Here is a 12,621-nt window from a genome sequence, read left to right as displayed (position 1 = left end):
AAATATGAAAAATTTAAAAATTTTCAAGGAGAGTAAAATGAAATTTATAAATTTATTGGTAGTAGCGGCTCTGGGAGCTACATTTGGCTATGCAAAAGAAGAGGTTGATTGTAGTGACCCTAAAAATAGACCTGATATGATTGCAGGTATATTAGTGGGAGGGAAAAAAGAGTGTTTTGTTAATCGTGGAACCGCTGCTAGAGCTAAACGAGAACTAGATATGACTATCGGTAGAAACCCAGTCACTGGTAAGGTCACCTCAAAGGCTGAGCTACTAGGTGGCGACAAAGCTACAAATAACCTTGAAAAAGCTCAAATGAACTATGGCGACAAGAAATTTAAGCTAGAAGAGGCAGAAAAAGCCTATGCTGATAACCCAAGTGTCAAAAACTCTAACTGCAACTCTAACTGCTTAGAAAAAGCACGTAAAGCCTTTAAAAAAGCACAGCTTGACCTTGAGGCAGCAGAAGAGATAAAAGCTAAGGCTGATATGAAAAAGGCGAAGTGATAAGGGGAATTTGATGTTTAAAAAGCTATTTTTACTAGCGGTTTTGGCGGCTTTTGCCTTTGGGGCGGAGGCGAAAGTGAGCTTGCAGGAGCTGCTTTCAACGCCAAATAACAAGACTTTGTTAAAGCAGCTTGGCAGGGAAAATATACTAAGCTCAAAGAGCGAGCCAGGCACGCAGGCGATCTTTTTTGCGAGCGCAAAGAGCAAGCCAGAGCTATTTTACCTGCTTGAGTTTTACAAGGACGAGGCGGCTTATAAAAAGCATATAAGCTCGGCACATTTTAAGAAATTTGCAAGTGCGAGCGCTGAAATTTTAGCTAGCAAAAAGGCTATAAACGTGAAAAAGCGGGTTGCGTTTTCTAAAAATTTAACGCCAGAGAGGCTAAAAGATGCCTACTTTCACATCACAAATTTAAGCCTTTTAACAAAGAGCGATGCGAAATTTGAAAAGATCATCAAAAAATATATGCAAAAAAGCGTAGATGAGGGCGCTTACGCGCAGTTTGCCTTTAGTCAAAAAGAGGCACCTAACAAATGGGTGTTGGTTGAAATTTACAAAGACGAAGCTAGCTTTGAGAGCTACCGCCACAGCGAAAACTACAAGGCTTACGCCAAAGAGCGAGCTGGGCTGATAGATGAATTTGACGGCTTTGCTCTCAATAACGAGACCTCATTTAGCAAGGTAAAATTTTAGGAGATGTTATGAAGAAAATTTCACTTTTTTGCGCACTTGCACTCATTGGCAGCACGGCTTTTGCCCTTGATAGGGCTGGATGTGAGAGTTTAAAAGATGTGAAAATTTTAAACAATGAGATGATAGATGCGGTGTGGAGTGAGAGTGGCGAAATTTCAGCCGATAAGATGTCTGCGCTAACTGGTGGCAGTAAAAATAATATCAAAGCAAAGCCTCACTGCGTGGTGCATGGCAAACTCTATAAGCGCACTGGCAGTGATGGCAAAGAGTATGCGATAGACTATGAGCTAAGGCTGCCAGAGCAGTGGAATGAGAAGTTTTTATTTCAAGGCGGAGGCGGCATGGACGGCTTTGTAGCGCCTGCTCTTGGCGCGGTGCCGATACGCACAAGCACAGCCACGCCAGCGCTTCTTAGAGGCTACGCGGTAGTTACTACAAACTCAGGACATCCAGAGCCAACGGCTGAGTTTGGGCTAGATCAGCAAGCAAGGCTAGACTACGCCTATCAGGCGATCGGCAAGGTCACGGACGCAGCTAAGCAAATTTTAGCCGCCGCATACGCCAAAAAGCCAAAACATAGCTACTTCATGGGCTGCTCAAATGGCGGCAGGGCAGCACTAATCGCAGCCCAGCGCTATCCGCTAGAATTTGACGGCGTCATCGCTGCAAACCCTGGCTTTAGGCTATCTCGCGCGGCGATCGCTCAGCAGTGGGACAACCAAGCTCTTATGAAGATAGCTCCGAAAAATGAAAAAGGCGAGAAAATTTTTGCAAATGCCCTAACGCAGGACGACCTTAACAAGCTAAGCCACGCCGTGCTAGAAAAATGTGACGGCTTAGACGGACTAAAAGATGGGATCATCAATGCGTGGGAAGCGTGCAAATTTAATCCAAAAAGTCTAAATTTAGATAAGCAAAAGATAGCAGCGATAGAGAAAATCTTTAATGGAGCCAAAAACAGTAAGGGCGAGCAAATTTATAGCGGTTGGTTTTACGACTCAGGCGTGAGCGCTGAGGGCTGGAGACAGTGGAAGCTAGGAGACTCGCAAAGCGCTAAGCCAAACGCTAGAAACATCACGCTTTCAAGCGGCTCGGTGAATTATTATTTTTTAACGCCAGCACAGCCAAATTTTGACACGATAAATTTTGACTTTGACAAAGACACGCCAAAGACTTTCGAGACCGCGGCGATAAATGACGCCATCTCAACAAGCCTTAGCACATTTAGCGCAAATGGCGGCAAGATAATCATCGTAACTGGCGTCTCAGACCCAGTTTTCTCGGCAAAAGATCAAAGGGATTGGTTTAAAAAGCTAGAGGCTGATAATAAAAATAGCCAAAATTTTGCGGCATTTTTTGCGCTACCGGGGATGAACCACTGCGGTGGCGGAAACGGCATAGATGACGTCGATCCGCTTAGTGCGCTTGAAGCGTGGCACGAAAAGGGCGAAGCGCCAAAGAGCATGCTAGCAAAAAGCAAAAGCTACGCTGGCAAGGAATTTCTAGTGTGTGCCTATCCAAAAGTGGCTACTTACGTGGGCGGAGATGCTAGCAAGGCAAGTAGCTTTGTTTGCAAGTAAATTTAAGAAAGTAAATTTAAGGGGCAAAATGAGTGAAATTTTAGTAGTATCAGGTCACACTGACCTTGAAAATTCTTTTGCAAATAAGATCATCTTAGGCGAGCTAAAAAAGCACTTGCCAGAGGCTAAATTTGACATACTAAGCGAGCTTTATAAAAACTACGCTATCGATGTAAAAGCCGAGCAAGAAAAGCTAGTGAAGGCTGATGTGATCGTGCTTGTTTATCCATTTTTCTGGTACGGCGTGCCATCACTTTTACAAAAGTGGCTTGAAGATGTGCTAATTCATGGCTTCTCTCACGGCAGCAAGGGAGATAAGCTACATGGCAAGAAGCTAGTGCTTTCATTTACCTCTGGTGCGCCTGAGGAGCTTTATAAAAAAGAGGCACTTCAGCGCTACGAGATAGAGGAGTTTTTGCCGCCGCTTAAGGCGCTAGCAAATATGTGTGGCATGGAGTTTGCAGGCTATGTTTATAGCGGAGGGCTATCATATCAGAGCAGGCACGATGAGGCAAAGCTTGCTTTGATGAGGCAAAAGGCGCTTGATCATGCAAAGAGGCTAGAGGAGCTGATAGGTAAAATTTCATGATACCAGCGAAATTTTATAGATATGTTTTTGCGTTTATAATGTCAGCATTTATGGCGTTTTTTATGTCGTTTGTGCTGACATATCTTAACCTTGGTTTTGTTGATGGCTTTGTGAAAATTTGGCTAATCGCTTATGTAAAAGCCTTTGTAGTGGCGTATCCTGTGCTTTTGCTAGTTTCGCCGTCTGTTGCAAAGATCACGCAAAATTTATGTAAAAAAGAGAGTTAAATTTAAAGTGTGGCTAGAGAGCCTAGCCACATGGAGTTTTATTTTAAAAGACCTTGTTTTTTCATTTGATCCATTACTTGAGCAAACATCTCTTTAGCTTGTTTGCAAGTAGCGTCTTGTTGCTCTTTTGGAAGTGCAGCAAGTTGATCCATTGATTGTTTCTTTTGATCTTCATACATTTTTACTTGTTGCTCTTGACCAGCTTGTTTGTAAGCTTCTACCATTTTGTCGATGTCTGAGAAGTAAGACTTGCAAGTATCTGTAAGATCTGCAGCGTTTAGGCTTAGTGCAAAGCCAAGTCCAGCTAAAACTAAAAGTGATTTTTTCATCTCTTTCTCCTTGTTAAAATTTTGGAGAAGTATAACATTTAAAATGGTGATTTTGTGCTTAAAAAATTATAAATTTAGCCAAGACAAGCGCCTTGGCTAAATTTTGGCTTTTTTAGCCTAAGAATTCGCGCTTGAAATACTCTTTTGGAGCTTTGCAAAGTGGGCAAGCGCCTGGAGCTTTTTTGCCTCTGTGAACGTGTCCGCACACCTCGCAAACCCAGATATCTTCTTCGTCGCTTTCAAAAAAACCCTCTTCATCAAGCATCTTTTTAAGCTCTAAATACTCCCTCTCATGCTCAACTTCAACCTTGCCGATCGCGTTAAATAGCCTTTCAACATCTCTTAGCTCTTCTTCTTTTGCGATCTTTGCAAAGTCTGGATACATCGTCGTATGCTCGTAGTTTTCGCCAGCTGCAGCATCAAGCAAGTTTTTATCCATCTTATCGATCGGATCGTTCATCATCTCGTGATATTTTTTAAATTCAGCCCTTGCGTGCCATTTCTCGTTTTCAGCTGCCTCATAAAAGTGTCTAGCTATCGCGTGATAGCCTGCTTCTTTAGCTAGGTCGCCGTAAAGCTCATACTTGTTTCTAGCTTGTGACTCGCCAGCAAATGCCTTCATCAAATTTACCGCTGTTAAATTTTCAGTAACGCATTTCATCTCTTCGCCGCAACAGGTTAATGTGCCGCCGCCAACTTTTTGAACTTCGATCTCGTTGCCGCATTTTTCGCATTTGTATGTTTCGTACTGTCTCATTTTGACTCCTATTTTGATAAAATTTGAGGCGATTATAACTCAAAAAATAAAATATGTAAATAATAATTTTTATTGATAACGTATATTATTTTTATAAATTTGAAGTTATAATAAGACGAAAATTTAAAGGTGTAAGATGACTACAACTATTGATTTTAAAAATGCTGACTATGGATTTATCGAGCTTATAAAAGAGATGGCTAGGCAGGCAAATGTAGAATTTGAGCAAAGAGATAAAGTCTCAAGGCTTGACAAAGCTATCAAAGAGATCGAAAATGGCGAAGTAGAGAGATTTAAAACATTTGAAGAATTTGAAAAGAGCCTTGATGCTTGAGATAGAGTATTCAAAGAGTTTTAAAAAAGCTTTTAAAAAGCTAAATGAAAATGAAAAAAAATTAACTAAAGATATCATCTGGCAGTTAGCAAATAACGAAGAATTAGCGTCAAAATATAAAGATCACGCTCTTATTGGAAGCTATAAAGGATTTAGAGAGTGCCACATTAAGCCAGACTTGCTCTTGATATATAAAAAACAAAACGAAATTTTACTTCTTACGTGCGTTGAAGTAGGAAGCCACAGCGAGCTTTTTCAATAAATTTAACAAAAAACCAAATCCATCATCATAAATTTAAAATAGATAAATTTCAGCCAAAATTTATTCTAGCGTTAAAAGTGCGGTTGAGCTTGGTTGTAGAATAACTCAAAATAAATCATCCAAAGGAGATCATCATGAGTTTTCTATCTAAATTTAGTAAGGCTATCTTTGCCGTTGCAGTAGCTGGTGCGATCAGTGCAAGTGCATTTAGTGAGGGCGAGGACTATGTCAAGCTTGAAAAGCCACTAAGTGTGGGACAAAATACGCTAGTTAAAATTTTTAGCTACGCTTGCCCATTTTGCTACAAATACGACAAGAGCGTCACTCCAAAGGTAGTTGAGAAAATCCCTGGACTAAAATACGAGCCATTTCACCTAAAGACAAAGGGCGATTACGGCGAGGTTGCAAGCAAGGTCTTTGCCGTGCTTATCGTTATGGACGAGGCAAAGGGAGTGAGCTTGTTTGATGAAAATTCGCTATTTAAAAAGGCTAAATTTGCCTACTACAAAGCTTATCATGACAAAAAAGAGCGCTGGAGCGATGGCAAAGACGCTGAGGGCTTTTTAAAGACCGGACTTGATGCAGCTGGCGTTAGTAAAGCAGACTACGAAAAAGAGCTGGCTAATCCAAAAGTGACTGAGCTACTTAAAAAGTGGGACGAGAGCTATGAGGTGGCTAAAATTCAAGGCGTGCCAGCATTTGTCGTAAATGGTAAATATCTCATCATGACAAAATCAATCAGCTCGCTTGACGGCATGGCAGCACTCATCGAAGAGCTTCTTAAAAAATAAGGCGCCACATGAGCTTTTTTAAAAAAATGGCTAAATTTCAAGACTCACGCATCTCTTGGGCGATCCTAGTCTTTGTAAGCGTCGCGCTTGTCGTTATCGCGCACTCGCTCTTTCAAAACTACGCCTATATGCCTCCTTGCGAGCAGTGTGTCTATATACGTTTTGCCTTTTTGTGTATGGCGCTTGGCGGCGTGATCGCTATCATAAATCCAAAAAATTTACTCTTTGCTCTAGTTGGCTACGTCTTTGCCTTTTGGGGAGCGGTGCAGGGCATAATGTATAGCGTGAAGCTAGCCAAAATCCACGACGCGGTGCATGGCGATGATCCATTTGGCGTGCAGGGCTGCTCGACTGAGCCACACTATCCATTTGGCTTGCCGCTTGAGAAGTGGGCGCCTGACTGGTTTATGCCGACAGGCGATTGCGGCTACGACAGCCCTATGGTGCCTGACGGCGCGGTGCTAAGTGATCTGCAAAAGAGCATAGTGGATCTTTACGCAGATGGCTGGTATCTTGTGCCGTCTTCTAAATTTATGTCGATGGCGGATTGTACGCTGCTTGGTTTTGGCATTTGCTTTGTTGTGCTTGCACTTATGCTTGTTTCAAAGCTCTTATCTTTTAAGAAATAAATTTTAGTTAGCCCTATTTTTGGGCTAACTTAGGATATACTGCGCGCATGGGTATTAATTTAAAATCACAAAATATTAAAATTTATGCGATCATCTTGCTAGCAAGCCTCTTTGTCGTGCTTCTTGGGCTAAATAGCTACAACAAAGCAAAAGAAAAGATCATCGAGCTATCTGATAAAAACAACATCGCAGTTAGTAAAAATATCGTTAGCAACTTTCAAATTTGGCTTGATGAGCGCTTAAATTCGCTCATCCGTGCGTCAAAATTTATCCAAAACTCTGGCATCATTGATGACGATACTAGGGTGGCAAATTTCATAAAGCTCTTTAAAGAAAATGCAAAAGAATTTGATCTCATGCAGCTTCTAAGAGAGGATGGCGAGATCTTTGTAAATGGGCAAAAGATCTCAGAAGAGGTGATGTCAAAGCGCGAGCGAGCGGGGCTTATCTGGTATGTCGAGACAAAAAATACAAATGCCTCAAGCGTAAATTTCATGCAAAATCACAAAATTTTAAAAGACTCTACTTTAAATTTATGCGTGCCAGTTGAAAAGGATGATAAATTTGAGGCGGCACTTTGTGGCGTCGTGCGAATAGGCACTATCTTTGATAGCATCAAAAACTTTAGTCTTGCGCCAAATTCTTACTCATTTTTGGTAACTCACAGCGGCGAGATCCTCACATCGATGGCTGATGCGACGCTTAAAAGAGAGATCGAGGAGAAATTTAAAGAGATATTTTTAAAAGATGAGGACATCACCAGCCTAAAGATAGGGCAAAATTTGATCCAAGTAGCCGAGATACCGACGATGAACTGGTTTATCGGAGCTGGCACAAACAACGAAGAAGAAATTTTAGCCATGACAAGAGAGGCGCTAAAAAACGCCCTAAATTTACTCTTTGCCTTCGTCGCACTTGCATTTTTGGCAAACAGCCTGCACAACTTTATGTATAACAAGATAAAAAAGGTGCAAGATGAGTATGAGACCTTGCTAGCGCACAGAGCCAAGATGAGCGAGGCTGGAGAGCTCATAAGTGGCATAAGTCATCAGTTCATCCAGCCAGTAAATTCGCTAAAACTTATGCTAAGCTCGGTGATAATGCTAAAAAAAGAGGACAAGCTAAGTGATGAGGAGCTTTTAAATTTATTAAAAAAAGGGCAAAGCTCGATCGAGCTACTTTCAAAAACAATCGAAATTTTTAGAAATTTTTACAAAAACGCTGAAAATGTGAGCGAATTTGACATCCAAACAAGTGTTAGAAATTTAATAACACTTATGCACACAGAGCTTAGCCGTGCAAACGTGAGCGTGAAATTTAGCGGATTTGAAGAGATGAGGGTCTGCCAGATAGAAAACATCATCCAGCAAATTTTACTAATCCTAATCCATAACGCAAAGGACTCACTCGTTGAAAGCTACAAAGATGAGCCGCTAAAACGCGTGATAGAGCTAAAATTTAGAAGCTTTGAAGATAAGTGCTACATCGGCGTTTATGATAGTGGCGGCGGCGTGAGCTACGAGATGAGTAAGAAAATTTTTACCTGGCTAAACACGACTAAAAAGCAAGGAAATGGCATAGGACTTTACTTTGCTAAAAAGCTCGCGCGCGAGAAGCTAAATGGCGACATCACGCTTGCGCACAACCTAAAGCCTACGATTTTTGAGCTAAGCTTTGAGAAGAATTTAAAGGGTTAAAAGATGCAAGAGGCACTAGAAATTTTAAAAAAAGTATCTATCTTAGTAGCTGAAGATGACGAGATGGCAAGGGAGCTCATCATCACTGGGCTTAAACCATACTGTGGTCAGGTCGTAGGCGCAAAAGATGGGCAAGATGGGCTGGAGAAATTTAAAAAACAGGGCTTTGACATCGTGATGAGTGACATTCACATGCCAGTGTTAAATGGCTTTGAGATGATGAATGAGATAAAAAAGCTAAAGCCTCATCAGAAATTTATCGTCTTTACTTCGTATGATAGCGATGAAAATTTGATCAAAAGCTATGAGCAGGGGGCGACCTTGTTTTTGAAAAAGCCTATCGATATAAAGGATCTTAGATCGATGTTAATAAGCCTAAGCTTCGAGCGAGATGAGAAGCTAGTGCGCCTAAGTGATGAGGTGAGTATAAATTTAAAAAGAGAGAAAATTTATAAAAATGGCAATGAGCTATACCTTAGCTTTTTGCAAAATAAGATATTTTGGCTATTTGCTTACAACCTAAACAAGCTTGTCACCTATGAGATGATAGAGGAATTTGTCTATGATAGCACCGAGGTGAGCAAGGCTGCGATACAAAATGTCGTTTTGCGCCTAAAACGCGAGCTTGGCGTGAAATTTAAAAATATCAGCGAGAGTGGGTATATCTTAGTCGCTGAATGCGAAAAAGCATAAATTCCAAATAGCAAAATTAATATTTTTATCTAATAATATCTTAAGAGTAGTGATAAATTTATGTCACTACTAGCTAAAATTTATAGAAAAAGAGATGAAAATTTGCAAAATTTGATAGATAAACTTAAGAAAATTTATGTCACAAGTGGGTATAAATTTATGATAGTTATAAATAAAAAACATTTTGATATAAAAAGGCTAAATTTAGTGATAATAAGGCTAGATAAAGGCTTCTTTGGTTAAGAATTTATACGCTTAAAATGAAAATTGTTATGTGACATTTTTGGGTTATTTTATCAACTACTATGCTATTTTGATGAACAAAAGCTTAAAAATTTAAAATTTATAATAGATAAACATAAAAAATTTCACATATTTATAAAAAATTACACATTATTAACCCCTAAACTTAGGCTTTTCTTAAGGGTATTGTACCAAAGTACAATATAACTAATTTTTTTTCTTAGCTAAAATCTTGATATAGATCAATAAAATCCAAAGGGAGGCACTAAGATGCAAAAGTTAGGCGTTATCAAAAATATCCTAGGCGGTGAAATCGTAGCTGTTGATAAAAGCGGCAACGAAAGAGTCTTGAAGGTGGGCGATAGCATTTTTGAAGGCGAAACTATAAAGGCTAATGGCTCTGCAAAAGCAGTGATCGCAGCAAACGACGGAAAAGAGGTCAGCTTGCAAAACGGCGAAAGTCTGAGCCTAGATAAAGAGGCAAATGCACTTAGTGACAACCCAGAGATAGCCTCTATCCAAAAAGCCTTGTTAAACGGCGCAAACATCACAGACCTTGAAGAGACTGCAGCTGGTGGCAACCAAGGCGGTGGCAATGCTACTGGAGATGGCGTGAGCTTGGGAGCCGCAAGCTTTGCTGAGGGCGGCCACTACTCAAATATCAATGAAAACTATAGAAATTTAACCGACGCAAATAGAGCTTTTCAAACTCCAGAAAACTCAATAGGTGGCTATAACGATGCAGGCACAGATGCGGATACGACAACTCCTATCTCACCAGCTACGCCTGTCACGCCGAGTACCCCAGTAACGCCACCAACTCCAAGCACACCAAGCACTCCTGGCGTCACTGTAACTCCAGGCACTCCTTCACCTGCTAATCCTCCAGTCATCACGCCTCGTCCTGGCGCAGTAGAGATCACTACTAGCATCGATCCTGCTACTAGCGAGGTAAGAGAGAGCGGCGCAGGGGCAAACGGCGAGGGCGGACACTACCTTGTTTATAAACTAGGTCTATCAGGCACTCCAGTAAGCCCAAGCGGTGAGACTACAGATCTAGGTTTAAATTTCCTCGGTGGCACTAGAGGAGAGGATTATTCAAACGTGGTTGAATACTCAACTGACAATGGTGCGACATTTCATCCACTATCAGGCTACACGATAACTGGCGTAAATATAGAAGATATCTCAAAAGTGCAAGTAAGGATAAAGGTGCTTGACGATAACGGCCAAGATACCACAAAAGGTCCTTTGCATCATAACCAAAACGAGGGTGAGAACACTGGTCCTCAAGGCATGACTATCGACAACGTACAAAAAACTGATATGGTTGATAATTTTGCTGTATTTAAAGAGGGCGTGAAACTAAGTGTCACGCCAAGCAGTAGCTACCTGCTACCAACAACTAATGCAAATATGACTGAAGGCAAAATAATAGATAATGACGACAACATCGAGCTAAATAAAGATATCAAAGGCAATATCGCAAACTATACAAATTTAAATACAAATGATGGTGATGATACAGTTAGTATAAAAGCAAATTTAGAAAATTTACACTTAGATACTGGCTCTGGTAACGACGTGGTAAATTTTGATAAAGAGGTTACTATTAGTGGCACAGCAAATAGCGGCTCAAACGCTAATAGTACAAGTATAGATCTTTATAGTGGCGATGATGTGGTAAATATCAATGCTAATCTAACCATGAACAAAGCTTCAATTAATCTTGGTGCAACAACAAATGATCCAAGCTACAACGCACATGATGCCTCAGGCACTAATGAGCTAAATATAAATGCAAATATTACCGGCATAGGCTCTGACTGGAGAAATAAAAACACTGTTTCTATGGGAGATGGCGACGACAATGTAAATTTTAAAGATGGCGTAAAAGTTGAAAAAGTATTTATAAATATGAACGCTGGAGAAAATACCGCCAAGGGAAGTCATGTGACCTTAGAAGATGTTCGCTTAGATACTGCAACTAGCTACACAAAAGCTGGCGAAACTAGTAATATAGAATTTTCAGACTCTACATTTAGAAATGTAGAGATAAATTTTGGCGTAAATACCGCCGCAGACGTCAATCTTGGCGTGCAAAATGTCAAACTTACTAATATCATAGGAGATCACGTCACAGCTAATGCACAAGATCATCTTGAAGTAAAAGGCGGATCATATACTGGGGGCGCTAACTACTTTTCATCTAAAGATATCGTTATAGATGATATTACAGTAGATCAAGCTAGTATTGGTTCATTTAGCGGCGTCTCATCAGTTGCAAACATATCAAATTTAACCGCTACAAATAGGGTTGGTTTAAGGTACGGAGACGGCGACGATACGATAAATTTAAATGGTGGTAATATTCTAAGCAAGGCTGACGCTTCAAGCTATGCCGATATAGATACCGGAAAGGGCAATGACACCATAAATTTCAATGGCGAAAACAAATCTGGTGGCTTAAGCATAGATACTGCTGATGGCAACGATACTATAACATTTGGTGCAGGCACTACACTTGGTGGTACTTATACGAGTAGCGATAATAACCTAGTTAGCCACTATGTTGGCGTAAGAATGGGTGCAGGAGACGATACACTAAATATCGACAAGGGGGCTGTGCTTAAAAATGCTGGTATAGAAATGGGTGATGGTAATGACGTTGTAAATTTAAATGGCGGTCTAGAAAAAGCAGGGGGCGGTATGTATAGCCCTGGCGTAAGTGCTATTAACCTAGGTAGTGGCGATGACATCATACATATCGGCAAAGATGCAGTTGTTAATGACGATGCTATGTCTTTTAGAGGCGGATCTGGCCATTTAGAACGTGACGGCATCATCATTCAAGGTGGAGCAGGCACTGATACGCTAGATCTTGCTGGAAATATCGACTTTAGCAAGGTAGCTGGCTTTGAAAAACTTACTCTTGGTGGCAGCGAAAACAACGTAACGCTAAATTTAACTATAAATGACGTGCTAAATATCACTCGCGGAAATCTTAATAACACTCTTAGGATAGATGGCGAGGCGGGTGATCAAGTAGATATGTCAGCCTTTAGCAAAGGTGGGGTAAATTCTGAGGGATACAGAGAATTCTCAGCAACGTCTAATGGCACGACATTTACCATCGAGATAAAAGACGAAATAGTCTTACACTCTTAAATTTCATGCCCTAGTATCCCAAAACTAGGGCAAATTCTTACAAAATTTCAAAATTTAGTACCATAGTACAATAGACAAAGCTCTTTCAAGATATTAAAATACGTTCAAAATTTTTAGATA

General features: G+C 40.6%; 15 protein-coding genes. 13 read left to right on the top strand and 2 right to left on the bottom strand.

Annotated elements, in window-relative coordinates; all coding sequences use genetic code 11:
• Positions 1-4: 4 nt before the first annotated feature.
• From B9N65_RS06825 to B9N65_RS06805, 5 genes are read left to right on the top strand one after another with little or no spacing between them, the layout of a single operon-like run.
• Entirely contained in the window at positions 5-508 is a 504-nt protein-coding gene (locus B9N65_RS06825) for a hypothetical protein (RefSeq protein ID WP_257640038.1), read from the top strand.
• 13 nt (positions 509-521) lie between these two features.
• On the top strand, positions 522-1,202 hold the full coding sequence (locus B9N65_RS06820) for a putative quinol monooxygenase (protein ID WP_087583323.1): 681 nt from the start codon (positions 522-524) through the stop codon (positions 1,200-1,202).
• A gap of 8 nt (positions 1,203-1,210) precedes the next feature.
• Entirely contained in the window at positions 1,211-2,782 is a 1,572-nt protein-coding gene (locus B9N65_RS06815) for a tannase/feruloyl esterase family alpha/beta hydrolase (protein WP_087583322.1), read from the top strand.
• A gap of 28 nt (positions 2,783-2,810) precedes the next feature.
• The gene (locus B9N65_RS06810) at positions 2,811-3,371 is read left to right on the top strand and encodes an NAD(P)H-dependent oxidoreductase (RefSeq protein ID WP_087583457.1); all 561 of its coding nucleotides are present in this window, start codon (positions 2,811-2,813) and stop codon (positions 3,369-3,371) included.
• A complete protein-coding gene (locus B9N65_RS06805; RefSeq protein WP_012140638.1) occupies positions 3,368-3,598 on the top strand; it encodes a DUF2798 domain-containing protein in 231 nt (76 codons plus the stop codon). The genes B9N65_RS06810 and B9N65_RS06805 overlap by 4 nt, the downstream gene beginning before the upstream one ends.
• A gap of 38 nt (positions 3,599-3,636) precedes the next feature.
• Here B9N65_RS06805 and B9N65_RS06800 read toward each other — a convergent pair whose 3' ends face one another.
• Both B9N65_RS06800 and B9N65_RS06795 read right to left on the bottom strand, forming a co-directional pair.
• Entirely contained in the window at positions 3,637-3,927 is a 291-nt protein-coding gene (locus B9N65_RS06800; RefSeq protein WP_012140637.1) for a DUF5339 domain-containing protein, read from the bottom strand.
• A gap of 112 nt (positions 3,928-4,039) precedes the next feature.
• Positions 4,040-4,684 (bottom strand): ferritin family protein, encoded by a 645-nt coding sequence (locus B9N65_RS06795; RefSeq protein WP_002940712.1) that lies wholly within the window; start codon positions 4,682-4,684, stop codon positions 4,040-4,042.
• A 136-nt stretch (positions 4,685-4,820) separates the two neighbouring features.
• On the opposite strand from B9N65_RS06795, the gene B9N65_RS06790 reads away from it, so the two are divergent.
• From B9N65_RS06790 to B9N65_RS06755, 8 genes are all read left to right on the top strand, one after another.
• Complete coding sequence (locus B9N65_RS06790; protein WP_012140635.1) at positions 4,821-5,018, top strand: hypothetical protein; 198 nt, start codon at positions 4,821-4,823, stop codon at positions 5,016-5,018.
• Positions 5,011-5,280, top strand: a complete 270-nt coding sequence (locus B9N65_RS06785) for a type II toxin-antitoxin system YafQ family toxin (RefSeq protein WP_087583321.1) — start codon at positions 5,011-5,013, stop codon at positions 5,278-5,280. Before B9N65_RS06790 ends, B9N65_RS06785 begins: the two co-directional genes overlap by 8 nt.
• A 134-nt stretch (positions 5,281-5,414) precedes the next feature.
• Positions 5,415-6,071, top strand: a complete 657-nt coding sequence (locus tag B9N65_RS06780; RefSeq protein ID WP_087583320.1) for a thiol:disulfide interchange protein DsbA/DsbL — start codon at positions 5,415-5,417, stop codon at positions 6,069-6,071.
• A gap of 8 nt (positions 6,072-6,079) precedes the next feature.
• Positions 6,080-6,700 carry a protein-disulfide oxidoreductase DsbI gene (dsbI, locus tag B9N65_RS06775; protein ID WP_087583319.1) on the top strand — a complete coding sequence of 207 codons (621 nt, stop codon included), beginning with the start codon at positions 6,080-6,082 and terminating at the stop codon, positions 6,698-6,700.
• Between the two features lie 47 nt (positions 6,701-6,747).
• The gene (locus B9N65_RS06770) at positions 6,748-8,397 is read left to right on the top strand and encodes a sensor histidine kinase (protein ID WP_087583318.1); all 1,650 of its coding nucleotides are present in this window, start codon (positions 6,748-6,750) and stop codon (positions 8,395-8,397) included.
• A gap of 3 nt (positions 8,398-8,400) precedes the next feature.
• On the top strand, positions 8,401-9,090 hold the full coding sequence (locus B9N65_RS06765) for a response regulator transcription factor (protein ID WP_087583317.1): 690 nt from the start codon (positions 8,401-8,403) through the stop codon (positions 9,088-9,090).
• A 60-nt stretch (positions 9,091-9,150) separates the two neighbouring features.
• Positions 9,151-9,333, top strand: a complete 183-nt coding sequence (locus B9N65_RS06760; protein ID WP_087583316.1) for a hypothetical protein — start codon at positions 9,151-9,153, stop codon at positions 9,331-9,333.
• Between the two features lie 270 nt (positions 9,334-9,603).
• Positions 9,604-12,501, top strand: a complete 2,898-nt coding sequence (locus tag B9N65_RS06755) for a retention module-containing protein (protein WP_087583315.1) — start codon at positions 9,604-9,606, stop codon at positions 12,499-12,501.
• Positions 12,502-12,621 lie beyond the last annotated feature (120 nt).

Origin of the sequence: Campylobacter concisus (assembly GCF_002165815.1) — a bacterium.
Classification (GTDB): domain Bacteria; phylum Campylobacterota; class Campylobacteria; order Campylobacterales; family Campylobacteraceae; genus Campylobacter_A; species Campylobacter_A concisus_BH.
Note: the sequence above shows the minus strand (reverse complement) of the source record. Positions and strands in the feature narration are given on the sequence as shown.